We start from the raw sequence: 25,463 nt of genomic DNA, 5'->3' as shown, positions 1-25,463 counted from the left end.
GATGTGATGCGTCGCCGCGCGACGTTGCTGCAAAGGCTGCATATCGACGGCCCGCTGTTGATCCTGCTGCTGATTCTCGCCGCCGGCAGCCTGTTCGTGCTGTATTCGGCCAGCGGCAAGAGCTGGGATCTGCTCGGCAAGCAGGCTACGTCGTTCGGCATCGGTCTGGTGGCGATGATCGTCATCGCCCAGTTCGAGCCGCGTTTCATGGCCCGTTGGGTGCCGCTCGGCTACGTGATCGGCGTGGTGTTGCTGATCGTCGTCGACATCATGGGTCACAACGCCATGGGCGCCACGCGCTGGATCAACATCCCCGGGGTGATCCGCTTCCAGCCCTCCGAATTCATGAAGATCCTCATGCCGGCGACCATCGCCTGGTACCTGTCCAAGCGCACCTTGCCGCCGCAACTCAAGCACGTCGGCATCAGCCTGATGCTGATTGGCGTGCCGTTCGTTCTGATCGTGCGCCAGCCGGATCTGGGCACCTCGCTGCTGATTCTCGCCGGTGGCGCTTTCGTCCTGTTCATGGGTGGCTTGCGCTGGCGCTGGATTCTCAGCGTGCTGGCGGCGGCCGTGCCGGTGTCGGTGGCGATGTGGTTTTTCGTCATGCACGACTATCAAAAGCAGCGGGTCCTGACCTTCCTCGACCCGGAAAGCGATCCGCTGGGCACCGGCTGGAACATCATCCAGTCGAAAGCGGCGATCGGTTCCGGTGGGGTATTCGGCAAGGGCTGGCTGCTCGGCACCCAGTCGCACCTGGACTTTCTGCCGGAAAGCCACACCGACTTCATTATTGCCGTGCTCGGCGAAGAGTTCGGTCTGGTCGGCATCTGTGCGCTGTTGCTGATTTATTTGTTGCTGATCGGACGAGGGTTGGTGATCACCGCCCAGGCGCAAACGCTGTTCGGCAAGTTGCTCGCCGGTGCGTTGACCATGACATTTTTTGTTTACGTTTTCGTCAACATCGGTATGGTCAGTGGCCTGTTGCCGGTCGTAGGGGTGCCGTTGCCGTTCATTAGCTACGGAGGAACTTCGCTGGTGACGCTGCTGTCAGCGTTTGGGGTTTTGATGTCGATCCATACCCATCGCAAGTGGATCGCACAGGTTTGAATAAGGTGAAGAGTTCAATGCAAGCAATGCGTGGCTGGGCGACTCGATGTGCGCCGCTGGTTGGCCTGATGGGCCTGCTGGGGGGCGTGCAGGAAGCGCTGGCCGGCGACTATGAAGGCTCGCCGCAGGTGGCCGAATTCGTCGGAGAAATGACCCGCGACTACGGTTTCGCCGGTGAACAACTGATGGGTGTGTTCCGCGAGGCGCAACGCAAGCAGTCGATTCTCGACGCCATCTCCAAGCCCGCCGAAAGGGTCAAGCAGTGGAACGAATACCGCCCGATGTTCATCACCGACGCGCGTATCGCCCGCGGCGTGGACTTCTGGCGTCAGCACGAGGCGACACTGGCCCGTGCCGAGCAGGAATATGGCGTGCCGGCACAAGTCATCGTGTCGATCATCGGCGTAGAGACCTTTTTCGGACGTAATACCGGTAATTTCCGCGTCATCGACGCCTTGTCGACGCTCGGTTTCGACTATCCTCCCCGTGCCGAATTTTTCCGCAAGGAACTGCGTGAGTTCCTCTTGCTGGCCCGTGAAGAGCAGGTCGATCCCCTGACCCTCAAAGGCTCGTACGCCGGGGCCATGGGCCTGCCGCAATTCATGCCCAGCAGCTTTCGCGCCTACGCGGTGGATTTCGACGGTGACGGCCACATCAATATCTGGAACAACCCCGATGATGCGATCGGCAGCGTGGCCAGCTATTTCAAGCGTCATGGCTGGGTTGCCGGCGAACCGGTGGTCAGCCGTGCCGATGTGCGTGGCGAGCAGGCCGATGAAGGCTTGACCACCGGCATCGAGCCGGTGAAGACGGTGGCGGAGTTGCGGGCGCTGGGCTGGTCAAGTCATGATGCGCTGCGCGATGATATGCCGGTTACTGCATTTCGCCTTGAAGGCGACAATGGTCCGGAATACTGGATGGGCCTGAAGAATTTCTACGCAATCACGCGTTATAACCGCAGCGTGATGTACGCCATGGCCGTACATCAACTGTCTGAACAGCTGGTACAAGCACGGGGCGTCAAGTAATGCAGGCATTGCCTAACAACAAACCCCTGAAGCTGGTGGCTTTCGCTGCGTTGGCAGTCCTGGTCGCCAGTTGCACGACCAGCCGCACGCCGACGCAGAAGACCCCGTCCACCGCTGTCCGCGCCCAACCGGGCCTGGACATCAACCGCGCGCACAAAGATGGCGCGCCGTGGTGGGACGTTGATGTCTCGCGCATCCCCGATGCGACCCCGACCCTGCACACCGGCCCGTACAAGGCCAACCCGTACACCGTGCTGGGCAAGACCTACTTTCCGTTGCAGGAATCCAAGACCTACGTGGCTTCGGGCACGGCGTCCTGGTACGGCACCAAGTTTCATGGCCAGAACACCGCCAACGGCGAAGTGTATGACCTGTACGGCATGAGTGCCGCGCACAAGACCTTGCCGCTGCCGAGCTACGTTCGGGTGACCAACCTGGACAACAACAAGAGCGTGATCCTGCGCGTCAATGACCGCGGGCCGTTCTACTCCGATCGCATCATCGACCTGTCCTACGCCGCGGCGAAGAAACTCGGCTATGCCGAAACCGGCACCGCGCGGGTCAAGGTTGAAGGCATCGATCCGCAGCAATGGTGGGCAGCCAAGGGGCGTCCGGCGCCGCTGATGCTCAACGAGCCGCAAGTGGCGCAAAATAGCGCGCCGGTGATCACGGCTTCGGCCGGCACCGTCGAGCAGTGGACGCCGCCGCCGCAACAGCATGCTGCGGCCGTAGTGCCGGTGCAGATCGATGCAAAAAAAAACGCTTCTGCACCAGCGTCTGGCCAGTATCTGCAGGTGGGCGCGTTCGCCAACCCGGACGCTGCCGAACTGCTGAGGTCGAAGCTCAGCGGGATGGTGAGCGCTCCGGTGTTCATCAGCTCGATCGTGCGCAATCAGCAGACCCTGCACCGGGTACGCCTGGGGCCGATCGGCTCGCCGGGTGAGATCGCCCAGGTGCAGAACAGCGTGCGCCTGGCCAACCTGGGTTCGCCCAGTGTGGTCACCGAGTAATACGTAGACCTTGATTGACGGTTCACTTGCGGTATTCGGGGGGTGAACCAGGTTGTTGGCTCGTCGAAGAACAAAAGCCCGGCAAGGGTGACTGGAGTGAGCAACTGAACACGCGATGGCCCGTTAGAAGGCTGTCTGAATAAGTTTTGCCTTCGGGCAAGTTTCCATTAGCGATTTCGAGAGACGGATGAACATCACCACCTTTGCCAAACGCCTGTGTCTGCTAGTCCCGCTGCTCCTCTCGCCAGCCGCTTTTGCGGCCGAGATGATGCCGTCGCCACCACAACTGGCTGCCAAGGCCTACGTTCTGATGGACGCCAGCAGCGGCAACGTGCTGGTCGAAAACAATGGCGACCAGCGTCTGCCGCCGGCCAGCCTGACCAAGCTGATGACCGCGTACATCGCGACCCTGGAAATCCGCCGCGGCCAGATCGGTGAAAACGACCCGGTGACCGTCAGCGAAAACGCCTGGCGCACCGGCGGTTCGCGGATGTTCATCAAGGTCGGCTCGCAAGTCACGGTCAGCGACCTGCTGCACGGCATCATCATCCAGTCCGGCAATGACGCCAGCGTCGCCCTGGCCGAACACATCGCCGGCAGCGAAGACGCATTCGCCGACCTGATGAACAAGACCGTCACCGAACTGGGCATGACCAACACCCACTTCATGAACCCGACCGGTCTGCCGAACCCTGAGCACTACTCGTCCGCGCACGACATGGCGATCCTGGCCCGCGCGATCATCCACGAAGACCCGGCTCACTATGCGATCTACTCGCAGAAAGAGTTCTTCTGGAACGGCATCAAACAGCCTAACCGCAACCTGCTGCTGTGGCGCGACAAGACTGTAGACGGTCTGAAAACCGGCCACACCGATGAAGCCGGCTACTGCATGGTGTCCTCGGCGGTACGTGACGGCCAGCGCCTGATCGCCGTGGTGTTCGGCACCAACAGCGAAGTGGCTCGCGCCGCTGAAACCCAGAAGCTGCTGACCTACGGTTTCCGTTTCTTCGAAACCCAGACCTTCTACCAGAAGGGCACTGAACTGGCGCAGGCGCCGGTGTGGAAAGGCACCACCAACCAGGTCAAGGCTGGCCTGGCGCAAGACCTGACCATGACTCTGCCGAAGGGCCAGCTGAAGAAGCTCGCTGCGAGCATGACCATGAACCCGCAACTGGTTGCGCCAATCGCCAAGGGCGACGTGATCGGTAAAGTCGAAGTCAAACTGGAAGACAAGGTCGTGCACAGCGCTGACCTGATCGCTCTGGATGGCGTCGAGGAGGGTGGTATCTTCCGCCGCATGTGGGATAGCATCCGTCTATTCTTCTACGGCTTGTTCAACTGATTTAGTGTTGACCTGCATGGCCCCGCCCCGATCCGGTGCGGGGCCATGTGCGTTACCACGGCTTAAGAGGCCGTTACGCCATGACCGATACCGAAGTACAGGCGCCAAAAATCGAATTTCCGCAGACTGATTACCCGATCAAGGTGATCAGCGATACGGGCGTCGGCCGCAAAGACCAGATCATCGAGATCGTCAAGAAACACGCGACCATCAATGATGAGCGCATCGACGAGCGTCAAAGCAGCACCGGCAAGTACACCACTATCCAGCTGCACATCGTCGCCACCGATCAGGATCAGCTGTACAACATCAACAGCGAACTGCGGGCGACCGGCTTCGTACACATGGTGCTGTGATGCACGGCACGCTGGGCTTTCGCGAGCTTGGCCAGATGGCGTACGAGCCGGTCTGGCATGCCATGCAGCGCTTTACCAACGAACGCGGGAGCGATGCCGCCGACGAAATCTGGCTGGTTGAGCACCCGCCGGTGTTCACCCAGGGCCAGGCGGGCAAGGCCGAGCATTTGCTGCTGCCGGGCGATATTCCGGTGGTGCAGGTCGATCGTGGCGGCCAAGTGACTTATCATGGCCCCGGGCAACTGGTGGCCTATCTGTTACTGGATGTACGCAAGCTGGGATTCGGCGTGCGTGATCTGGTCAGCCGCATGGAAGCCTGTCTGATCGAACTGCTGGCCAGCTACGGCGTCACCGCCGCCGCCAAGCCAGATGCTCCCGGCGTGTACGTCGATGGAGCGAAAATCGCTTCTCTGGGTTTGCGCATTCGCCACGGTTGCTCCTTTCACGGCCTGGCCTTGAACGTGGATATGAACCTGGAACCGTTTCGACGGATTAATCCCTGCGGCTACGCCGGGCTGGCTATGACCCAGCTGAGTGACCACGCAGGATCGATTGAATTTGCCGAGGTAAGTGCCCGGCTGCGCGCGCAGCTCGTCAAACACCTCGACTATGCTGAGCAGACGACCCTCACGGGCGGAATCGACTGATATGACTACTGATGCAGTGCAAACCATGATCCCGACGCTCGACGTGACCGAGCGCCCGGCCCCGCGTCCCAAGGTTGAAGCCGGCGTCAAGCTGCGCGGCGCCGAGAAGGTTGCACGCATCCCGGTCAAGATCATTCCGACCACCGAACTGCCGAAGAAACCCGACTGGATCCGCGTGCGCATCCCGGTTTCCCCGGAGGTCGACCGCATCAAGAGCCTGCTGCGCAAGCACAAGCTGCACAGCGTCTGCGAAGAAGCGTCCTGCCCGAACCTTGGCGAATGCTTCTCCGGCGGCACCGCGACCTTCATGATCATGGGCGACATCTGCACCCGTCGCTGCCCGTTCTGCGACGTGGGTCACGGTCGTCCGAAGCCATTGGACGTCAACGAGCCGCAAAGCCTCGCTATTGCGATCGCCGACCTCAAGCTCAAGTACGTGGTCATCACCTCGGTGGACCGTGACGACCTGCGTGACGGCGGCGCCCAGCACTTTGCCGACTGCATCCGTGAAATCCGTAAACTGTCGCCGAACGTGCAGCTCGAGACGCTCGTCCCGGACTACCGTGGCCGCATGGACATTGCCCTGGAAATCACCGCCGCCGAGCCGCCGGATGTGTTCAACCACAACCTGGAAACCGTGCCACGCCTGTACAAGGCCGCGCGTCCGGGTTCGGATTACCAGTGGTCGCTGACCCTGCTGCAACGCTTCAAGCAGATGATGCCGCACATTCCGACCAAGTCCGGCCTGATGCTGGGTCTGGGCGAGACCGACGACGAAGTCATCGAAGTCATGAAGCGCATGCGCGAACACGACATCGACATGCTGACCCTCGGTCAGTACCTGCAACCGTCGCGCAGCCACTTGCCGGTGCAGCGTTTCGTGCACCCGGACACCTTCGCCTGGTTCGCCGAGGAAGGCTACAAGATGGGCTTCAAGAACGTTGCTTCCGGTCCGCTGGTACGCTCCTCGTACCACGCCGATGAGCAGGCGAAGCTGGTCAAGGCAGAGCTGCTGGGTTCCTGATCCCGCACTGATGTACAAAATGCCCGCCGAGGCTTAACGCCCGGCGGGCATTTTTTTGCCCGGCTTACATTCGTTGCTGACTTTTCCTTCAATCCACGGCGTGGCTGACCCTCTTCTGTTTGTGCCCGTTCCTGACTACTGTGTGTGCATGAATTCACAGGGAGATCCAAGGATGACCGTTCGACCGACCCAAACACTTTGCCCGCACCGCGCTGTGCCCGCGCTGCCCTCGGAGGGGCTGATCGGCGTTATTGCACCCGCCGGCCCCGGTGCTCTGGACACCGATAAGGCGGTGCAATGGATGCGCGCCCGCGGTTACGGGCTGAAAGTGTTTCCCGGGGTCTACGAGAAGGATGGCTATCTGGCCGGCAGTGACGAGGTACGTCTGCGCGATCTGCACGCAGCGTTCGCTGACCCCGAAGTCGACGCGATCATTTGCCTGCGCGGCGGCTACGGCACGCCCCGGCTGCTGGACCGCATCGACTATGACCTGCTGAGCCGCCATGCCAAGCCCTTCGTCGGCTACAGCGACATCACCGCGCTGCATTTGGCGATCAGCCGCTATGCCGGGTTTGTGACCTTTCACGGGCCGCTGCTCAACGCTGATCTGTTGGGCGACAAGGAACCGCCGACGGTCACTTCGTTTTTTGCCATGCTGCGCGGGCAGATCAAGGCGGGCAGTGTGCTGAGCCACCCGGTGGCTTATCCGCTGACTACCGTAGAGCCGGGCATCGCCCACGGGCGTTTGCTTGGCGGCAATCTGGCGATGATCGCTGCGACATTGGGCACGCCTTATGAGATCGAGGTCGAAGGGGCGATTCTGTTCATCGAGGACATCAACGAGCCGCTGTATCGCATCGACCGACTGCTGACCCAGATGCGTCTGGCCGGCAAGCTGGCCAGGTTGCGTGGGGTGTTGGTCGGTGATATCGCGGGTGTGGAGGTCGCGGCGCTGAATCGCTTACTGAAGCAGACCTTTGAACCGCTGCGGATTCCGGTGCTGTCGGGATGGCGCAGTGGCCATTGCGATCCGAACCTGACATTGCCGTTGGGCGCGCTGGTGCGGCTGGATGCGGGCAAGCAGGAGTTGATGCTGGAGCAGGATGTGGTGGTCAGATCTTAAAGGTCCGTTGCCAGTGATTCAGTCTTCGGGAGCAAGCCCCCTCCCACAATTGACCCTGTTCTCATGTTGAAACTCGGTCGAATGTGGGAGGGGGCTTGCTCCCGAAGGCTTTATTGGGTGCGCAGGCTCTCTAGCAACTTATGCGTCGGATAGCCATCCGCCGGCCAGCCCAGCGCCTGCTGGGCACTGCGAATCGCCTTGCGCGTATTGGCGCCGATAATCCCGTCTGCCGTGCCGGCATCGTAATTGCGCGCGCTCAGCAGCGTTTGCAACTCGATCCGCTCGGTGCGGCTCAGTGGTAAATCATCTTTCGGCCAGCTGCCACTGATCAGGCCTGCGCCGCTGAAACGTTCGGACAACAGACTCACCGCCAGCGCATACGACGACGAATTGTTGTACTTGAGGATCGCCCGGAAGTTATCGAGGATCAGGAATGCCGGGCCACGATGGCCGGCGGGCAACAACAGGGCGGCGGACAGTTGTTCGGAACCCGCCGGGACCTGCGCGCCATTTGGCAGGGTCACACCCAGTTGGCGCCATTCGGCAACGCTTTTGCGAATCGCCCCGTCAGCGAGGGTGTAATTGAAGTTGTTCGGCACTTGCACTTCGAAACCCCACGGCTGGCCACGCTGCCAGCCCGAGCTTTGCAGGTAGTGTGCGGTCGAGGCCAATGCATCGGCGGGGCTGCCCCAGATATCGCGGCGACCGTCACCGTCGAAGTCCACCGCGTGGGTGTTGTAAGTAGTCGGAATGAATTGGGTCTGGCCCATCGCACCGGCCCATGAGCCGAGCATTTTCTCGGGAGTGATATCGCCCTGTTGCAGAATTTGCAGGGCGGCAATCAGCTGCGCGTGGGCGAAACCCGGACGGCGACCTTCATAAGCCAGGGTCGCCAGTGAGTTGATCACCGACTTGCTGCCCTGGAACTGGCCGAAGTTGCTTTCCATGCCCCATACCGACACCAATGCCTGGCGATCAACGCCATAGCGCTGCTCGATGCTTTGCAGAATATCGGCGTACTGCTCAATCAGTGCCTGACCTTTTCGCACCCGCAATGGCGACAGCGCACCGTCGAGGTATTCCCATACCGGACGGGAGAATTCCGGCTGGCTGCGATCGGCGCGAATCACGCTGGCATCGAAGCTGATGTTGGCGAAGGCGCGATCGAACAGCTCGGCGCGAATCCCGGCAGCCAGGGCATCCTTGCGGAAACCGGCCTGCCATTCGGCAAACGTCTGGGTTGGTTGAATATCAAGCGGGTCGGCGGACGGCACTACCGGCGGGACGATCGCTGGGGCCGTGGTGACCGGGGCGGCTTGAAGCGGTTGCGCATCGGCGGCGGTGGGTTTTTCCGCACAGGCGACAAGCAGAATGAAGCTGGAGGCAGCGATCAATTGGCGGACAGGCCAACGACGGGAAAGACTTAAGGGCATGCACGGTTCCAGGAGATACGAATCAGGTGCAGACCTTAACATGAGCGGGGGGTACTGCGCTTCAGGCAGCCAGAAAGTAAGAAGCCTCCCAGTTGTCAGACTGGAAGGCTTCGCGGCGGTAGCTGCCTTTGCCCTTGGCTGGTCGTTCCTGGCGGCTGCGGAACAAGGGCTGGGCGACGATGGATTTGGCCTTGTTGGAGCCGTGTTTCGCTGGCTTTTTGCTCATGAGATTCTCTCTGTGAGGTGGGTTTTGCGGGGGGAATAATCTGCCGATGCCTGGCGTCTGTCCAGTAACAGTTGTATACGAATGTTATGGCGTCTTCGCGAGCAGGCTCGCTCCCACGTTGGAACGCGGTCACCTGTGGGAGCGAGCCTGCTCGCGAATGGGCGTGATGCGGTCGAATGCCTACTCGGCGGGAAGTGTCAGACGCTGACCGGCCATCAACAGCGCCAACCGACTCAGGCTCATCCACGGCGAACCGGCCGCCTGACCTTTGATCTGCGCATCGATACGCTGAGCTTCGAGCAACAACTGCGCCCAGCGTTGCGCCGAGTAGCGTTGCAGGGCCTTGCTCATCAGGGGTTTGCGCTTGTCCCAGACTGGCGGTTTCGCCTGGCTGAAACATTTGTCCAGCGGCGTCCCCTGACTGTACTGCAGCGAGATATTGGCCAGCAGACGCAACTCCCGCGCCAGCGCCCAGAGGATCACTGGCGGCTCGACGCCCTCACCGCGCAGGCCTTCAAGCATGCGCAAGGCGTGGGCCGGTTCGCCGTTGAGTACCGCGTCGGTCAGGCCGAACACGTCAAAACGCGCACTGTCCGCCACGGCGGCCTGAACGGTTTCAAGGGTGATCTGCCCACCTTCGGCCATCAGTTTGAGCTTCTCGATTTCCTGCGCGGCGGCGAGCAGGTTGCCCTCGACTCGCGCGGCAATCAATTCGACGGCGTCCTGACTGGCCGACAGACCTGCCTGAGACAGGCGCTGGCGAATCCAGCTCGGCAGCTGATTGGCATCCACCGGCCAGATCTGCACGAACTGGGTTTGCTGACCTTCGACCAGCGCCTTGCCCCACTTGGTCTTCTGCGCGCTGCCGTCGAGCTTGGGCAGGCTGATCAGCAGCACCGTGTCTTCAGCGGGGCGCGAGCAGTATTCGATAAGTGCCGCGGCACCTTTGTCACCGGGCTTGCCCGAAGGCAGGCGCAATTCCAGCAGGCGTTTTTCCGAGAACAACGACATGCTGGCGCCAGCCTGCAACAACGTGCCCCAATCGAAATTGGCGTCGGCGGCGAAGACCTGACGTTCGTCGAAACCTTGCTGGCGAGCAGCGCTGCGGATAGCGTCGGCGGCTTCCTGACACAGCAGCGGGTCATCGCCACTGATGACGTAGACCGGCGCAAGAGCGCCTTGCAGGTGTTTGCCGAGTTGGGCGGGAGCGAGCTTCATAAGGAAGGGCGAGCGGGGCGCCTGGGCGCCCCGGTCGTCTTACTGCTGCGGGATTTCGAGCGGCGACTGACGCGGGGTTTGCGCCTCAGCCTTCTGCGCCGCTTCCAGTGCGTCGGCTTCTGCCTTGGCACGGTCGTTGGCGGTTTGCTGCAATTGTTGCAGTTGACCCGGGGTCAGTTGCTGCAGGCGCAGCATCATGCGCTGAACCAGCTCACGGCGGGTCTCACGGCGGGCGTCATTGGCTTCCTGATCGGAACCGACGAGGTTGTTGCCGTCATGGATGAACACTTTCTGCACTTCAAGCTTGTCGCTCAGCAGTTGCAGGTTGTTCTCGCCGCGGATGTCATAACTAAGAACAGTGCTGACCTGATACTCGCCTGTGCGACCGGCGCCTGCATAGCTGAGGATGCGCTGGCTTTCCTGCTCGTCAGCCAGGAACAGTTTGTACGGCGCGCCGCTGTAAACCTTGACGCCGCTGGACTCCAGTACCTGACGCAGCTGAGTCACGGTTTCGCCATAGGCGTTACGGGCGCTCAGGTCGAGTTCCTTGATCGACAGTTCATTGGTGCCAGTGCCACGCAGCTGGAAACCGCAGGCGCTCAGCAGGACAGCGAGGCCCATCACCAGCAGATTGCGTTTGATCATTGTGTTGCTCCCCTTGAAACCATGTGGGCCGACCCGGCGGCCCGAAAGGTTTTACAGGGCGCCGGGCAAGCCCGACACCCAATCCAATTTAGCTGGCAACGATGTTGACCAGTTTGCCCGGCACCACGATCACTTTACGAATCGTCAGGCCATCGACGAAGCGCAGCACGTTTTCGTTGACCCGAGCGGCCGCTTCGACTTCTTCGCGGGTCGCGCTGGCCGGCATCTCGATCTGGCCGCGCAGCTTGCCGTTGACCTGAATAACCAGAGTCAGGCTGTCCTGCACCAGTGCGCTTTCGTCCACCGCCGGCCAGCCTGCGTCGATCACGGCATCGGCGTGACCCAGTTGCTTCCACAGTTCGTGGCTGATGTGCGGGGTGATCGGCGCCAGCAGCAGCGTGACCGCTTCCAGCCCTTCGTGCAGCAGCGCGCGGTCCTGTTCGGTGCCTTGCGCGGCTTTTTCCAGCACGTTCATCAGCGTCATGACCTGGGCGATGGCGGTGTTGAATTTGTGGTTCTGGCCAACGTCATGGCTGGCTTGCTTGATCGCCAGGTGAGTGGCGCGACGAACGGCTTTCTGCTCGTCGCTCAGACCTGCGATGTCCAGTTTGCCCGGCAAGCCCTGGGTAACGTGGGACTGGGCCAGACGCCAGACGCGCTTGAGGAAACGGTGCGAGCCTTCAACACCGGAGTCCGACCATTCCGCGCTCATGTCGGGCGGCGAGGCGAACATCATGAACAGGCGGCAGGTGTCGGCGCCGAACTGATCGATCATCGACTGCGGGTCGACGCCGTTGTTCTTCGACTTGGCCATCTTCTCGGTGCCGCCGATTTCCACCGGCAGGCCGTCGGACTTCAGCTTGGCGCTGATGACTTTGGCTTTGCTGTCCCGCTCAAGTTCCACGTCCGCCGGGTTGAACCAGGTGTAGGCACCGTTGGCTTCGCGACGATAGTAAGTCTCGGCGATCACCATGCCCTGGGTCAGCAGGTTCTTGAACGGCTCGTTGGAACTGACCAGGCCTTCGTCGCGCATCAGCTTGTGGAAGAAGCGCGCATAGAGCAGGTGCAGAATCGCGTGTTCGATACCGCCAATGTATTGATCGACCGGCAGCCAGTGATCCGCCGCGGATTTCTCCACCAAGCCACCTTCAAAGTGCGGCGAGGCGTAGCGGGCGTAGTACCACGACGACTCGACGAAGGTGTCCATGGTGTCGGTTTCGCGTTTGGCCGGCGCGCCGCATTTCGGGCAGCTGCACTCATAGAACTCCGGCATGCGCGCCAGCGGCGAACCGGCGCCGTCCGGCACCACGTCTTCCGGCAGCACGACAGGCAGTTGGTCTTCCGGCACCGGCACGTCACCGCACGCATCGCAGTGGATGATCGGGATCGGGCAGCCCCAGTAGCGCTGACGGCTGATGCCCCAGTCGCGCAGGCGGAACTGGGTACGGGAGGCGCCCAGTTCCTTCTTGATCAGGGCGACTTCCATGGCGTCGAATGCGCCCGCGAAGTCCAGGCCGTCGAATTCGCCGGAGTTGATCAGCGTGCCATGCTCGCCATAGGCGTCTTGCCACGGCGCCGGGTTGGTATCACCGGAGCTGGTGCGCACCACCGATTTCACCGGCAGGTTGTACTTGTGAGCGAATTCGAAATCGCGCTCGTCGTGGGCCGGTACGGCCATGACCGCGCCGTCGCCGTAGTGCATCAGCACATAGTTGGCGACCCACACCGGGAGTTTTTCACCGGTCAGCGGGTGCTCGACGAACAGGCCGGTCGGCAGGCCTTTTTTCTCTTGGGTGGCGACGTCGGCTTCTGCGACGCTGCCGCCCTTGCATTCGGCGATGAACGCTTGCAGCTCAGGGTTGTTCTGCGCGGCCAGGCTGGCCAGCGGGTGTTCGGCAGCAACGGCGACGTAGGTCGCGCCCATCAGGGTGTCCGGACGGGTGGTGAAGACTTTCAAGGTGCCGGCTTCGCCGATCGAGTCGACGTTGTACGGGAACTGCACTTCCATGCCACGGGATTTGCCGATCCAGTTGCGCTGCATGGTCTTGACCTGTTCCGGCCAGCCCGTCAGTTCGTCGAGGCTTTCCAGCAGCTCATCCGCGTAGGCGGTGATCTTGAAGTAATACATCGGGATTTCGCGCTTTTCGATCAGCGCGCCGGAGCGCCAGCCGCGACCGTCGATGACTTGCTCGTTGGCCAGCACGGTCTGGTCGACCGGGTCCCAGTTCACGGTACCGTTCTTGCGGTAGATCACGCCTTTTTCGAACAGACGCGTGAACAGCCATTGTTCCCAGCGGTAGTAGTCCGGCTTGCAGGTGGTCACTTCACGGGACCAGTCGACCGCAAGGCCGAGGCTGCGCAGCTGCGACTTCATGTAGGCGATGTTTTCGTAGGTCCATTTGGCCGGCGCGACGTTGTTTTTCATCGCGGCGTTTTCTGCCGGCATGCCAAAGGCGTCCCAACCCATCGGTTGCAGGACGTTCTTGCCTTGCATGCGCTGATAGCGGGAGATCACGTCGCCGATGGTGTAGTTGCGCACGTGCCCCATGTGCAGCTTGCCGCTGGGGTAAGGGAACATCGACAGGCAGTAGTAGGTTTCCTTGCCTGGCTGTTCACTGACTTCAAAGGACTTTTGCTCGTCCCAGAACGATTGGGCGGCGGCTTCGATCTCACGGGGCTGATATTGTTCGTGCATGGCTACTTTTGTACTGGATAGGGGTGGCCTAATCCTCTTCGACGGCAGCATTCGGGATGGCCCGGGTGCGCTGGAAGTGGAATGACAGGAAGCGCCGTAGCATACATGACCGCGCTTGGCCTAGGGAAACCCTGATTACAGCGGGTGGGCCCGGTCAAAGCGCAGCGGGGGCCGTTGGTCGCGGCGTGTAGCCGGTTTGCGCAGCGAAGCTAAGCTCTAACTGGGGAGTGAGTCTTATCTTCAATGAGGTGAGGGATGGTGGAGCAACGGAAAAAAAACGTAACGAAACCCGAGTTGTACGAAAGGCTGATCGATCGTCTGGGCATGGCCCTGGATGCCTTGAAAACCGCTGACCGGCTGCGCGACGAGCGCCCCCTGGAACTGGAACTGCGTGGCTTGAGCCCCGCCGAGTTCAAACTGGTCAAGGCCTATCTGGATCGAAGTGAGCGTGAAACCCACGGATGCCTGTCACAAGCAGTGAAGCAGCTCGATGCGGCTCATTCGGCCAAGGTCATCTGGCTCAAGGACAAGAAGCCGGCCAGAGAGGCCGTCAAGGTTCGTTCTCTGCAGGCCAAGTAACCCCATGGCAGGGCAACAACGGGATCTTTTTCAACAGGATCCGACCCTGGCGGTTGTCGCATTGGATTAAGCCACTTAGGCTTCGGGCATCTCTGGAGATGCCCGATGCCGTTTCGTTATTTCGTCAAACAACTGCTCTTGCCGCCCGGCATTCTTTTATTGCTGTTGCTCGCCGCCTGGTGGTTGCGCCGCTCGCGGCCGCGACTGGCCGGGGTGTGCTTTGCCCTTGGCTTTGGCGGCCTCTGGCTGATGAGCCTGCCGGTGGTCGTGCAGTGGGGCGCCAAGGCGCTCGAACGCCAGCCGCCGTTGGCCCGCGAAGAGTGGGCGACGCTGGCGCAGCGTGCCGATGCGATTGTGGTGCTGGGTTCGGGGCGTGAGCGTGGCGATCTGGCCTGGGGCGACGATCAGCCGACCGGTATCGGGCTTGAACGCCAGCGCTACGCGGCGCGTCTGGCGAAGGCGTCTGGCCTGCCGATTCTGACCAGTGGCGGCCTGCATTACGGTACGCCGCCGACCGAGGCCAAGTTGATGGCTGATTCGTTGCGCGATGACTTCGGTGTGACGGTGCGTTGGCAGGAAGGCGAAAGTCGCACCACTTGGGAAAACGCCAAATTCAGCGCCGACATGTTGCTGCCGCAAGGGATCAAACGTGTCGTCGTGGTCACGCAGGCGTGGCATATGCCGCGTTCGGTCTGGAGTTTTCAGCAGGCGGGATTTGAAGTGGTGCCGGCGCCGGTGGGTTTCCTCGGCACCGACAACGCCCGGCCGTTTGGTGGCTGGCTGCCGGAGTTCAAATCGATCTGGCAGAGCGGGCAGTTGCTTAACGAGGCGGTGGGGCAGGTGGGGTATTGGTTGTTTTACCGAGGTGATGCCCACCACGATTGACTCGGTGCTGTTAATGCACTCTTCGCGAGCAGGCTCGCTCCCACATTGAAATGCTTCCCAATGTGGGAGCGAGCCTGCTCGCGAAGCTTTTAAAGGGTTTTCGACATCCGGTTCGCCATCAGCGCCCAGCCAAACAGCAACAGGCACAGCACGATCAGCGGCCACGAACGCCATTGCAGGTATGGCGTCAGGTTGTGCATCGGCACCACTTCGCCGTACAGCACGCCCTGTTCGAACTGCGGAATCTGCTCGGTGATCTGCCCGAACGGGTTGATCAGGCCGGTCACGCCGTTATTGGTCGCGCGGATCATCCAGCGGCCGGCTTCCAGCGCGCGCATCTGCGCCATCTGCAGATGTTGCAGCGGGCCGATCGAAGTGCCGAACCAGGTGTCGTTGCTGATCGTCAGCAACAGATCGCTGCGTGCCGACAGCCCGGCGGCAAATTCCGGGTAGACCACTTCGTAGCAGATGAACGGTGCTATCTGATAACCCTTGGCCTGCAACAACGCCTGATCGGACGGGCCACGAGCGAAGTCGGACATCGGCAAGTCGAAGAATGCGATCAGTCCGCGCAGCACGTCCTGCAAGGGTACGTATTCGCCGAACGGCACCAGTTTCTGCTTGAGATACGTGCCATCGCCTTCGCCCACCACGGTGATGCCGTTGTAGAAGCGGCGTTCGTGGTGCACGGTCTGGCGAATCGGTACGCCGGTGATCAACGCCGATTTACGCTCGGCGGCGAACGTGCCCATCATCGTCAGGTAGCCCTCGGCGGACTCCTTGAGCACCGGCACGGCGGTTTCCGGCCAGATCAGCAGGTCGACCGGTTTGGAGCGGAAACTCAGATCGCGGTACAACGCCAGTTGCGCGTTGAGCTCGGCCGGGTCCCATTTCATGCTTTGCGCGACGTTGCCCTGAATCGCGGCGACCGTCAGCGGTGCACCGGACGGACTGGTCCAGGCGTGACCTTTCAACGCGATCCCCGCCGCCCAAGGGCCAACGAGCAGCAACACACCGGCGGCGATAAAGCCCTTGCGACGAGCCTGCAACAGGCGCGGCGCGTTGTAGATCAACGCTGCCGTCAACGCCAGCACGAACGACACCAGCCACATGCCGCCGACTGGCGCGAGTCCGGACAGCGGGCCGTCGAGCTGGCTGTAACCGGAATACAACCAAGGGAAACCGGTCAGGAACCAGCCACGGAAGGCTTCCTGGCCGACCCACAGCGCAGCGAACGCCAACGCATCGGCCAGCGGTGCTTCGTTACGGCGCAACCAGCGCGTCCATAGCCAGGCAGGCAGGGCGAAGAACCAGGCAATCGCCGCCGTGAACAGCAGCATCAGGAAGCCGGCCAGCAATACCGAAGCGCCGCCGAAATGGTGAATGCTGTAATAGATCCAGCTGGTGCCGGCGCCGAACAGGCCGAAGCCGAAGCACCAGCCACGGCCCAGCGCCTGACGCGGGTTCAGTTCACGCAAACCGGCATAGAACAGACCGACCGCCAGCAACGCCAGCGGCCAGATGTTGAACGGAGCAAGAGCGAACGTGGTGATTGCACCGGCCGCCACGGCCAGCAGGTTACCGGGCCAGCCGGGGCGGGTTGTCCAGCGCAGGGGGTATGTCATCAGCTATTTCCTGTATCGCGCCGGGCCTGCTGTTACGTAGGGCAAGGCACGAGGAGTGTGGTTTGGTTTTTCAAATGAGCGACGAGTAACGCAGCCCTACGTAACAGCAGGCCCGGCCCTCCGGGTTGTGCCTGAAAGCGGGCCATGCTGCGTTGCAGTCCTTGGAAAGGGAATGCCATTCCCTACGGACTGCGCCTTGCCTGGCCCGCTTTCAGGCGCAACGCGATGCAGGAAATAGCTGATGACATACCCCAATCCTTAGATTTCTTTACCGAGCAATTGGCGTGAGTCGCAGCAAATGAATCCGACGGCTGTCGGCGTTCAGGATGCGGAAACGATAGGCGCCGATTTCAGTGATTTCGTTGCGTTTTGGCAAGTGGCCGAACGCGCTCATCACCAGGCCGCCCACGGTATCGAACTCGTCGTCAGAGAATTCGCTGTCGAAGAACTCGTTGAAGTTCTCGATCGGCGTCAGCGCCTTGATCAGGAAATCACCGCTGGGCAGCGGCTTGATGTAGCTGTCTTCTTCGACGTCGTGTTCGTCTTCGATGTCGCCGACGATCTGCTCGAGCACGTCTTCGATGGTCACCAGACCCGCGACGCCGCCGTATTCGTCGATGACGATGGCCATGTGGTTGTGGTTGGCGCGAAATTCACGCAGCAACACGTTCAGGCGCTTGGACTCCGGCACGAAGGTGGCCGGGCGCAGCAGGTCCTTGATGTTGAAGCTGTCGCCGTTTTCCTTGAGGATCAGCGGCAGCAAGTCCTTGGCCAGCAACACGCCCATCACGTCATCGTGGCTTTCGCCAATCACCGGATAGCGCGAGTGGGCCGAGTCGACCACGGCAGGGAGGAATTCGCGGGGTGTCTGGGTCGCCTTGATGCTGATCATCTGCGAGCGCGGCACCATGATGTCGCGAACTTGCAGGTCAGCCACTTGAATGGCGCCTTCGACGATGGCCAGCGCTTCGCTGTCCAGCAATTTGTTCTGATGTGCATCGCGCAGCAGCTCAAGCAGCTCCTGACGGTTCTTCGGCTCGTGGGCAAAAGCCTGGGTGAGTTTACCCAGCCATGACTTCTGCCCGTTGCTCGATCGATCTTCGCTCATAGCGATTACTCTGAATCCTTTGTTGTAACGATGGGGGAGTGTTCGGTTTCGTCGTCCGCGTACGGATCGGGAAAGCCCAGTTCAGCAAGCAACTCGCGTTCCAGTGCTTCCATTTCCTCGGCTTCTTCGTCATCTATATGGTCGTAACCGAGCAGATGCAAGCAGCCGTGAATGACCAGATGTGCCCAGTGGGCGTTGAGTGCCTTGCCCTGCTCGGCGGCCTCGCGTTCGACCACCGCCACGCAGATCACCAGATCACCGAGCAGCGGGATGTCGAGAAACTCGTCAGGCACTTCGGCCGGGAACGACAGGACGTTGGTCGCGTAATCCTTGTGACGCCAGGTGTGATTGAGTTCGCGGCCTTCTTCCTCGTCGACCAGACGAATGGTCATCTCCGAGTCGGCGGTGCGCTGGCGCAGGGCCAGTTCGCACCATTGGCGCAATTCGGTTTCACTCGGCGCCGACGCTTCGGTGGCAATTTGCAGATCCAGCTCAAGCATCGCGTGGGGCTTCCTTTGGCGCATCGGCGCGGCTTTCGAAGCGCTCGTAGGCTTCGACAATCCGCTGCACCAATGGATGGCGCACCACGTCTTTAGGCTGGAAGTGAGTGAAGCTGATGCCCGGCACGTCTTTGAGCACTTCGATCACATGATGCAGGCCGGACTTGGTGCCGCGTGGCAGGTCGACCTGGGTGATGTCGCCGGTGATAACCGCGGTGGAGCCGAAGCCGATCCGGGTGAGGAACATCTTCATCTGCTCGACCGTGGTGTTCTGGCTTTCATCGAGAATGATGAAGCTGTTGTTCAGCGTGCGACCGCGCATGTAAGCCAGCGGAGCGACTTCGATCACTTGCTTCTCGATCAGCTTGGCCACGTACTCGAATCCGAGCATCTCGTAGAGTGCGTCATAGAGCGGGCGCAGGTACGGGTCGATCTTCTGTGCGAGGTCACCGGGCAGGAAACCGAGCTTTTCGCCCGCTTCGACCGCCGGACGCACCAGCAGGATGCGGCGAATCTGCTCGCGTTCCAGCGCATCGACAGCGCAGGCCACGGCCAGATAAGTCTTGCCGGTACCGGCCGGGCCAATGCCGAAGTTGATGTCGTTGCCGAGGATTTCCTTCACGTAGCGCAGCTGATTCAGGCCGCGCGGGCGAATCATGCCTTTTTTGGTGCGCAGGGCGACGGACGGTTCGGCAGGAGAGTGGTTGTCCATCTGCTCGACGGCTGATTCCTGAAGGAACAGGTGCACCAGGTCCGGCGACAGCTCGGTCCCCTTGGTTTCCCGGTACAGGCGGCGCAGCAGGTTTTCCGCAGATGTGGTGAGCTTGGGATCGCCGATCAGCTCGAACTGGTTTCCGCGGTTGCGGATCTCGATGGTCAGGCGCTGTTCGATCAAGCGCAAATGCTCGTCGAATTGCCCGCACAGATTGGCGAAGCGGCGAGCCTCAAAGGGCTCGAGAATAAAACGATGTGGTTCGATGGGTGCGTTCAAGGTCGTATTTAGCCGCCCTGGGGCAATTAAGATGAAATCAAGGATAACGCCAGTGGCTTGGGTGCGAAAGCTCTTAAATAGCTCAGCCGATAAGCGCCGCTGCGCTTGACCTGTGGGAGCGAGCCTGCTCGCGAAGGGGGGAGTGCCAGACGACATCTCTGTTGAATGACACAGCGCTTTCGCGAGCAGGCTCGCTCCCACAGGGGATAGGCATTGTTATTGAACCAGCGAGCCGCGCAGCGAGTGCGGTTGCGCCGCGTCGATGTGCACGTCGGCGAACTGGCCGATCAGGGTTGGATTGTCGCAGCGGAAGTTGACGATACGGTTATTCTCGGTGCGCCCTTGCAGCTCGCCCGGGTCTTTTTTCGAATAATCGGTCACCAGAATGCGCTGGATCGAACCGACCATTTGTCGGCTGATCTCGAAGCCCTGCTGATTCAAACGATGTTGCAGCGCGTTGAGGCGTTCTTTCTTCAACTCTTCCGGGGTGTCGTCGGCCAGATCGGCGGCGGGCGTGCCCGGGCGTTGGCTATAAACGAACGAATAGGAGAAGTCGAAGCCGACATCGGCAATCAGCTTCATGGTTTGTTCGAAGTCTTTCTCGGTTTCACCCGGGAAGCCCACGATAAAGTCCGAACTGATGCAAATCCCCGGCACGGCGGCGCGCAGTTTGCGCAGCTTGGACTTGTACTCCAGCGCCGTGTGGTTGCGCTTCATCGCCGCGAGGATCCGGTCGGAGCCCGACTGCACCGGCAAATGCAGGTGCTTGACCAGCTCCGGTACTTCGGCGTGGGCCTGAATCAGGCTGTCGGAGAATTCCAGCGGGTGCGAGGTGGTGTAGCGGATGCGGTCGATGCCATCGACGGCGGCAACCACGCGAATCAGCTCGGCCAGATCGGCCAGACGACCGTCGTGGGTCAAGCCGCGATAGCCGTTGACGTTCTGCCCCAGCAAGGTCACTTCGCGCACGCCGTGTTCGGCGAGGTGGATGATCTCGGCGATCACGTCGTCGAATGGCCGGCTGACTTCTTCGCCACGGGTATACGGCACCACGCAGAACGTGCAGTACTTGCTACAGCCTTCCATCACCGAGACATAGGCGCTCGGCCCATCGATACGCGGCTCGGGCAGGTGGTCGAACTTTTCGATTTCCGGGAACGAGACGTCGACCTGCGGCAGTTTGGTGAGACGCGCGGCGTCAATCATCTCCGGCAGACGGTGCAGGGTCTGCGGGCCGAACACCACGTCGACGTAAGGAGCGCGATCACGAATTGCCGCGCCTTCCTGACTGGCCACGCAACCGCCGACGGCGATGACCATGTCCGGGTTGGCCAGTTTCAGCTCGCGCCAGCGGCCCAGTTGCGAGTACACGCGGTCCTGGGCACGTTCGCGGATCGAGCAGGTGTTGAGCAGAATCACGTCGGCGTCTTCCGCGCGTGCGGTGACTTCCAGGGCCTGATGGTCGCCCAGCAGATCGACCATGCGCGAGCTGTCGTACTCGTTCATCTGGCAACCGTGGGTTTCGATGTAAAGCTTCTTGGCCATGGATTAGTGTCGTCACGTGATTCAAAGAACCGCGCATTATAGGGAACAAGCCGTCAGGTTCCTACCGCTGTGCGTCCGGTGGCTATGCTATAGTTCGCGCCCTCATTTTTCTCCCCGATGTTATCCGTCCGCCATGACCAAACGCGAAGCTCCAATCTACAAGGTGATTTTCCTCAACCAGGGCCAGGTGTTCGAAATGTACGCCAAGCAGATCTATCAAAGTGATCTGTGGGGCTTTCTGGAAGTGGAAGAATTCGTCTTTGGCGAGCGCACGCAAGTGGTCGTCGACCCGAGCGAAGAAAAGCTCAAGGCGCAGTTCGAAGGCGTGGTGCGCAGCTTTGTGCCGATGCACTCGATCGTGCGCATCGACGAAGTGGAACGTCTGGGCACCCCGAAAATCAGCGAAGCCCGCGGCGCGGTCGGCAATGTGATGCCGTTCCCGATGCCGATGCCTGAGAAGTAACAGTAGATTCTGCATTGGAATGGGTTTGTGGCGAGGGAGCTTGCTCCCGCTCGGCTGCGAAGCAGTCGTAAAGCCAGAGCCCCGGTGCACCAGACAGATCAGGATTGCAGGGTTTAGGGTTGCTTCGCACCCCAGCGGGAGCAAGCTCCCTCGCCACATGGGGCCTTATGGCAGTGGTGAGAACGGCGTACGCCCATCGGCGCTCTGCAGTTCCATCAGATATTTGCGGAAGATCTGCCCCAGCACCTGAGTAGCCGTTTCGAGATCTTCGCGGGACATTTTTTCCGAGACTTCGTCGGCAGTGTCCAGCGCGTCTTCGGCGCCGTTGACCGCGGCCATCTTCAGCACGATGTAGGCCTGGATATTGTTGGCCTGCACGCCTTCGCCGTGGAAGAACATGGTGCCGAGCTTGAACTGTGCCTGCGCGTGGCCTTGCAGCGAGGCTTTTTCGAAGTAGCTCAGCGCTTGATTGAGGTCGCGCGGCGTGTTCTTGCCGTCATAGTAGAACTCACCCAACTCGTATTGCGCTTGCGCATCCCCTTCGTCCGCCGCTTTCTGGCAGGCGGCCAGTGCCTGCGTGACGTCTTGCGGCTGAGTATTGAGGGTGCAACGACCCATCGCCGGGATCAACAACGAGTTGCCGCCTGCTTGTGCATGCGCGAGCAGGGGCTGAAGGAGCAACAGGCAGCCCAATGCAAGGGTGCGGCCGGTGCGGTTCATGGGAATCGACTTACCTCTGAAGGGCACGCGGACCCGTCGAGGGATCCAATAAGCGCGCATTATGAAATAAGCAGGGCCATCCTTACAAAGTCTTTACTCGTTTTTCTGCTGCGTGGGGAATATATCGCCCACTTCTGCGTACATTTTTAGCAGACGCGTCGGAAAAACCGTGCAGATGTAGGTGAAAGCTGACGCTGGCGATAGCCAACGTCAGCGGGGGCGGTGCTTACTTCAGTGCGGCGAAGGCGCGCTCGGCGGCGTCCAGGGTCAGTTTCAACTCGGCTTCGCCGTGGGCAATCGAGGTGAAACCGGCTTCGAAGGCGCTCGGCGCCAGGTACACGCCGCCTTCGAGCATCAGGTGGAAGAAGCGACCGAACAGTGCGGCATCGCTGGCCATCACGTCTTCAAAGGTGACGATGTCGTCGGCGCCGCTGAAGTACAGGCCGAACATGCCGCCGGCCTGGGTGGTGACGAACGGAATGCCCGCCGCATCGGCGCGCTGTTGCAAGCCGTCGAGCAGCCGCGTGGTGTAGTCGGTCAGTTCGGCGTGGAAACCCGGGCGGCTGATCAGGCGCAGGGTGGTCAGACCGGCCGCCATCGCCAGCGGGTTGCCCGACAAGGTTCCCGCCTGATACACCGGGCCCAGTGGCGCAATGCGCTCCATGATGTCGCGCTTGCCACCAAAGCAACCCACTGGCATGCCGCCGCCGATGATCTTGCCGAAGGTGGTCAGGTCGGGAGTCACGCCGTAATGCGCCTGGGCGCCGCCGAGGGCAACACGGAAACCGGTCATCACTTCGTCGAAAATCAGCACCACGCCATGTTGGTCGCACAGCGAGCGCAGGCCTTCTAGGAAGCCCGGCGCTGGCGGCACACAGTTCATGTTGCCGGCCACCGGCTCGACGATGATGCACGCCACGTCCTGGCCAACTTCAGCGAGCATGGTTTCAACCGCGCCGATGTCGTTGAACGGCAGGGTCAGGGTGTGTTTGGCGAATGCCGCCGGCACGCCGGCCGAACTCGGTACACCTTGGGTCAGCGCGCCGGAGCCGGCCTTGACCAGCAGGCTGTCGGAGTGACCGTGGTAGCAGCCTTCGAATTTGATGATGCTGTCGCGGCCGGTGTAACCACGGGCCAGACGGATCGCACTCATGGTCGCTTCGGTGCCGGAGCTGACCATGCGCACCATGTCCATCGATGGCACCAGCGAGCAGACCAGATCGGCCATCTCGGTTTCCATCGCAGTCGGCGCGCCGTACGACAAGCCGTGTTGCAGCTGATTGCGTACCGCGTCGAGCACGTCCGGATGGCTATGGCCGAGGATCATCGGCCCCCACGAACCGACGTAATCGACATAACGCTTGTCGTCTTCGTCGGTGACATAGGCGCCTTCGGCGTGTTTGAAGAACAGCGGCGTGCCGCCCACGCTCTTGAACGCGCGGACCGGTGAGTTGACGCCACCGGGAATGTGTTTCTGGGCATTGGCAAACAGGGTTTCGGAACGAGACATGATCGGGCTCTCAATCTTCAGGATTTGGCGAATTATTTACGCAGCAGTTCGTTGAATGCGCGGGCGCGGCGGGTCACTTCGGCGCCGCTGTCGGCGCCGAACAGGCCATGAATCACCGCGAGCAGATCGACACCGTGTTCGACCAGTGGCGCGGCGTTTTCCAGGGTGATGCCGCCAATCGCGCAGACGGGCAGGTGCAGCGTGCGTTTGGCCTCGGCGAGCAGTTCGAGGCTGCACGTCGGCGCACCGGGCTTGGTATTGGAATTGAAGAAACGGCCGAAGGCGACGTAGCTGGCGCCTTCTTTGGCGGCCTGTTCGGCCAGCGCGATTTGCGCGTGGCAGGTCGAGCCGATGATGGCTTTAGAACCGAGCAGGGCGCGGGTCGGTGACAGCGGGCCGTCGGTCTGGCCCAGGTGCACGCCGACGTTGAGGCGCGCGGCCAGTTCGGCGTCATCGTTGATGATCAGCTGCGTCTTGTAGCGTTCGCACAGGTTGCGCAGTGCTTCGGCCTCGCGCAGGCGGCGGGCCTCGTCGCTGCTCTTGTCGCGGTATTGCAGCAGGGTGACGCCGCCTTCCAGCGCCGCCTCGACATAAGAAAGAAACTTGCCGGCCAGCAATTGGCTGTCGGTAATGGCATACAGGCCACGTAGTTTCATCAGGCAGACCTCACGACGTTACGAGCAGAAATCCAGCGGCAGGCGACGCGGGACGAACTGGCCTTTGCCCAGTTGTTCGGCATCGCGCAGGGTCCGCCAAGTGTAATCCAGCGCACTGCGCACGGCGCTGGCCAGGTGTTCGCCCTGGGCCAGGCGGCCGGCCAGCGCGCTGGCGAGGGTGCAGCCGGAGCCGTGATAGCTGCCCGGCAGGCGCTGGCAGATAAAGGTTTCGCGCAGGCCGTCGCGGCTGTACACGCGGTTGTGGATTTCAGTCTCGTCGCCGTGACCGCCGGTGATCAGCAGGTTTTTGACGAACGGCAGGAGTTTTTCCGCGCACTCATCCGCGGTGCCTTCGGGCAGTTCGGCGAGGATGCGGGCTTCAGGAAGATTAGGGGTGGCAATGATCGACAGCGGCAGCAGACGCTCGCGCATCGCATAGCCGACCTCGTCCTTGCCCAGGCGTCCGCCGCCGCCGGCACGCAGTACCGGGTCGCAAACGACTGGCAGGTGCGGGTGCGCCGAAAGCAGTTCGACCACCGTGTCGACCATCGCCAGCGAACCGAGCATACCCAGTTTCACCGCCGCGACTTCGGAGTCGTTGAGCACGGCATTGGCCTGGGCCAGGACCCACTCGCGATCGAGGACGCGAAAGTCAGTGACGTTGACGGTGTCTTGCACGGTCAGGGCGGTGACGGCCGGAGCCGCATGGCAACCCTGCGCGAGCAGGGCTTCGATATCTGCCTGCAAGCCGGCGCCACCACTGGGGTCGTGGCCGGAGAGACAGAGGACAACGGGGCGGGAGCTGTAGATATTCATGGTGCGCGAGCTTACCACCAAAGCTGATTTTCGGGTGTGGGTGGCAGCGCAAGATCAAAAGATCGCAGCCTTCGGCAGCTCCTACAGGGGAATGCGGTCCGATGCAGGAGCTGCCGAAGGCTGCGATCTTTTGATCTTCCTGACCAATGCAACAGCTCTAGGCCGCTGCTTTGCTCTGAAACGCCCGTTCTAGAGCCTTTATAGG

Annotated in this window: 26 protein-coding genes; 12 read left to right on the top strand and 14 right to left on the bottom strand. The window is 61.3% G+C overall.

Translation table 11 applies throughout. The annotated features are described in order from the left end of the window. The first annotated feature begins 6 nt into the window (after positions 1 to 6). The 8 genes from rodA (at position 7) to HU755_RS07745 (ending at position 7,643) form a co-directional block, all read left to right on the top strand. Entirely contained in the window at positions 7 to 1,110 is a 1,104-nt protein-coding gene (gene rodA, locus HU755_RS07780; protein ID WP_186631405.1) for a rod shape-determining protein RodA, read from the top strand. Positions 1,111 to 1,127: 17 nt separating this feature from the next. Next, positions 1,128 to 2,138: a lytic murein transglycosylase B gene (gene mltB, locus HU755_RS07775; RefSeq protein WP_186631236.1), complete on the top strand. Its 1,011-nt coding sequence runs from the start codon at positions 1,128 to 1,130 to the stop codon at positions 2,136 to 2,138. Then, positions 2,138 to 3,148, top strand: a complete 1,011-nt coding sequence (locus HU755_RS07770; RefSeq protein WP_186546790.1) for a septal ring lytic transglycosylase RlpA family protein — start codon at positions 2,138 to 2,140, stop codon at positions 3,146 to 3,148. The genes mltB and HU755_RS07770 overlap by 1 nt, the downstream gene beginning before the upstream one ends. Before the next feature lie 187 nt (positions 3,149 to 3,335). Further along, positions 3,336 to 4,493 (top strand): D-alanyl-D-alanine carboxypeptidase family protein, encoded by a 1,158-nt coding sequence (locus HU755_RS07765; RefSeq protein WP_186546791.1) that lies wholly within the window; start codon positions 3,336 to 3,338, stop codon positions 4,491 to 4,493. A gap of 80 nt (positions 4,494 to 4,573) precedes the next feature. Continuing rightward, positions 4,574 to 4,849 (top strand): DUF493 domain-containing protein, encoded by a 276-nt coding sequence (locus HU755_RS07760; RefSeq protein ID WP_016773029.1) that lies wholly within the window; start codon positions 4,574 to 4,576, stop codon positions 4,847 to 4,849. Further along, positions 4,849 to 5,496, top strand: a complete 648-nt coding sequence (lipB, locus tag HU755_RS07755) for a lipoyl(octanoyl) transferase LipB (protein WP_039761815.1) — start codon at positions 4,849 to 4,851, stop codon at positions 5,494 to 5,496. Before HU755_RS07760 ends, lipB begins: the two co-directional genes overlap by 1 nt. Before the next feature lie 25 nt (positions 5,497 to 5,521). Beyond that, complete coding sequence (gene lipA, locus HU755_RS07750; RefSeq protein WP_169432710.1) at positions 5,522 to 6,520, top strand: lipoyl synthase; 999 nt, start codon at positions 5,522 to 5,524, stop codon at positions 6,518 to 6,520. Between the two features lie 172 nt (positions 6,521 to 6,692). After that, complete coding sequence (locus HU755_RS07745; RefSeq protein WP_186631233.1) at positions 6,693 to 7,643, top strand: LD-carboxypeptidase; 951 nt, start codon at positions 6,693 to 6,695, stop codon at positions 7,641 to 7,643. 110 nt (positions 7,644 to 7,753) lie between these two features. Here HU755_RS07745 and HU755_RS07740 read toward each other — a convergent pair whose 3' ends face one another. The 5 genes from HU755_RS07740 to leuS form a co-directional block, all read right to left on the bottom strand. Beyond that, positions 7,754 to 9,076 carry a lytic murein transglycosylase gene (locus tag HU755_RS07740; protein ID WP_186631230.1) on the bottom strand — a complete coding sequence of 441 codons (1,323 nt, stop codon included), beginning with the start codon at positions 9,074 to 9,076 and terminating at the stop codon, positions 7,754 to 7,756. Positions 9,077 to 9,137: 61 nt separating this feature from the next. Next, complete coding sequence (gene arfA / locus HU755_RS07735) at positions 9,138 to 9,302, bottom strand: alternative ribosome rescue factor ArfA (protein ID WP_186631227.1); 165 nt, start codon at positions 9,300 to 9,302, stop codon at positions 9,138 to 9,140. A gap of 180 nt (positions 9,303 to 9,482) precedes the next feature. After that, positions 9,483 to 10,520 (bottom strand): DNA polymerase III subunit delta, encoded by a 1,038-nt coding sequence (gene holA / locus HU755_RS07730; protein ID WP_186631224.1) that lies wholly within the window; start codon positions 10,518 to 10,520, stop codon positions 9,483 to 9,485. A gap of 39 nt (positions 10,521 to 10,559) precedes the next feature. Then, positions 10,560 to 11,165 (bottom strand): LPS assembly lipoprotein LptE, encoded by a 606-nt coding sequence (gene lptE / locus HU755_RS07725; RefSeq protein ID WP_186631221.1) that lies wholly within the window; start codon positions 11,163 to 11,165, stop codon positions 10,560 to 10,562. 88 nt (positions 11,166 to 11,253) lie between these two features. Continuing rightward, entirely contained in the window at positions 11,254 to 13,860 is a 2,607-nt protein-coding gene (gene leuS / locus HU755_RS07720; RefSeq protein ID WP_186631218.1) for a leucine--tRNA ligase, read from the bottom strand. A gap of 255 nt (positions 13,861 to 14,115) precedes the next feature. On the opposite strand from leuS, the gene HU755_RS07715 reads away from it, so the two are divergent. Together HU755_RS07715 and HU755_RS07710 are read left to right on the top strand one after the other, a co-directional pair. After that, positions 14,116 to 14,439 (top strand): hypothetical protein, encoded by a 324-nt coding sequence (locus HU755_RS07715; RefSeq protein WP_186631201.1) that lies wholly within the window; start codon positions 14,116 to 14,118, stop codon positions 14,437 to 14,439. Positions 14,440 to 14,544: 105 nt separating this feature from the next. Then, positions 14,545 to 15,324: a YdcF family protein gene (locus tag HU755_RS07710; protein ID WP_186631198.1), complete on the top strand. Its 780-nt coding sequence runs from the start codon at positions 14,545 to 14,547 to the stop codon at positions 15,322 to 15,324. 89 nt (positions 15,325 to 15,413) lie between these two features. Here the strand turns inward: HU755_RS07710 and lnt are convergent, their stop codons facing one another. The 5 genes from lnt to miaB form a co-directional block, all read right to left on the bottom strand. After that, on the bottom strand, positions 15,414 to 16,937 hold the full coding sequence (lnt, locus tag HU755_RS07705) for an apolipoprotein N-acyltransferase (protein ID WP_186631402.1): 1,524 nt from the start codon (positions 16,935 to 16,937) through the stop codon (positions 15,414 to 15,416). A 280-nt stretch (positions 16,938 to 17,217) separates the two neighbouring features. After that, a complete protein-coding gene (locus HU755_RS07700; RefSeq protein ID WP_007909641.1) occupies positions 17,218 to 18,057 on the bottom strand; it encodes an HlyC/CorC family transporter in 840 nt (279 codons plus the stop codon). 5 nt (positions 18,058 to 18,062) lie between these two features. Then, positions 18,063 to 18,557, bottom strand: a complete 495-nt coding sequence (ybeY, locus tag HU755_RS07695) for an rRNA maturation RNase YbeY (RefSeq protein WP_186619492.1) — start codon at positions 18,555 to 18,557, stop codon at positions 18,063 to 18,065. Next, positions 18,550 to 19,548 carry a PhoH family protein gene (locus HU755_RS07690; protein WP_186631195.1) on the bottom strand — a complete coding sequence of 333 codons (999 nt, stop codon included), beginning with the start codon at positions 19,546 to 19,548 and terminating at the stop codon, positions 18,550 to 18,552. The genes ybeY and HU755_RS07690 overlap by 8 nt, the downstream gene beginning before the upstream one ends. Positions 19,549 to 19,764: 216 nt before the next feature. Beyond that, positions 19,765 to 21,093, bottom strand: coding sequence for a tRNA (N6-isopentenyl adenosine(37)-C2)-methylthiotransferase MiaB (gene miaB, locus HU755_RS07685; RefSeq protein ID WP_186631192.1), 1,329 nt, complete (start codon positions 21,091 to 21,093; stop codon positions 19,765 to 19,767). A gap of 133 nt (positions 21,094 to 21,226) precedes the next feature. Between miaB and HU755_RS07680 the strand changes: the two genes are divergently transcribed. Beyond that, on the top strand, positions 21,227 to 21,556 hold the full coding sequence (locus tag HU755_RS07680; protein WP_003185742.1) for a DUF1820 family protein: 330 nt from the start codon (positions 21,227 to 21,229) through the stop codon (positions 21,554 to 21,556). Positions 21,557 to 21,721: 165 nt separating this feature from the next. Here HU755_RS07680 and HU755_RS07675 read toward each other — a convergent pair whose 3' ends face one another. The 4 genes from HU755_RS07675 to HU755_RS07660 all read right to left on the bottom strand — a co-directional run bounded on the left by HU755_RS07675 (position 21,722) and on the right by HU755_RS07660 (position 25,258). Further along, complete coding sequence (locus HU755_RS07675) at positions 21,722 to 22,276, bottom strand: tetratricopeptide repeat protein (protein WP_085612557.1); 555 nt, start codon at positions 22,274 to 22,276, stop codon at positions 21,722 to 21,724. Positions 22,277 to 22,502: 226 nt separating this feature from the next. Then, positions 22,503 to 23,786, bottom strand: coding sequence for a glutamate-1-semialdehyde 2,1-aminomutase (gene hemL, locus HU755_RS07670; protein WP_186546804.1), 1,284 nt, complete (start codon positions 23,784 to 23,786; stop codon positions 22,503 to 22,505). A gap of 32 nt (positions 23,787 to 23,818) precedes the next feature. Next, positions 23,819 to 24,442 carry a thiamine phosphate synthase gene (gene thiE / locus HU755_RS07665; RefSeq protein WP_186631190.1) on the bottom strand — a complete coding sequence of 208 codons (624 nt, stop codon included), beginning with the start codon at positions 24,440 to 24,442 and terminating at the stop codon, positions 23,819 to 23,821. Positions 24,443 to 24,460: 18 nt separating this feature from the next. Next, the gene (locus tag HU755_RS07660; RefSeq protein WP_186546806.1) at positions 24,461 to 25,258 is read right to left on the bottom strand and encodes a hydroxymethylpyrimidine/phosphomethylpyrimidine kinase; all 798 of its coding nucleotides are present in this window, start codon (positions 25,256 to 25,258) and stop codon (positions 24,461 to 24,463) included. Here HU755_RS07660 and HU755_RS07655 point away from each other — a divergent pair. After that, entirely contained in the window at positions 25,257 to 25,451 is a 195-nt protein-coding gene (locus tag HU755_RS07655; protein ID WP_186631188.1) for a hypothetical protein, read from the top strand. The two genes, HU755_RS07660 and HU755_RS07655, sit on opposite strands and share 2 nt — an antisense overlap. The last annotated feature ends 12 nt before the right edge of the window (positions 25,452 to 25,463 follow it).

This window comes from Pseudomonas sp. SWRI111 (assembly GCF_014268555.1).
Taxonomy (GTDB): Bacteria; Pseudomonadota; Gammaproteobacteria; order Pseudomonadales; family Pseudomonadaceae; genus Aquipseudomonas; species Aquipseudomonas hamedanensis.
Note: the sequence above shows the minus strand (reverse complement) of the source record. Positions and strands in the feature narration are given on the sequence as shown.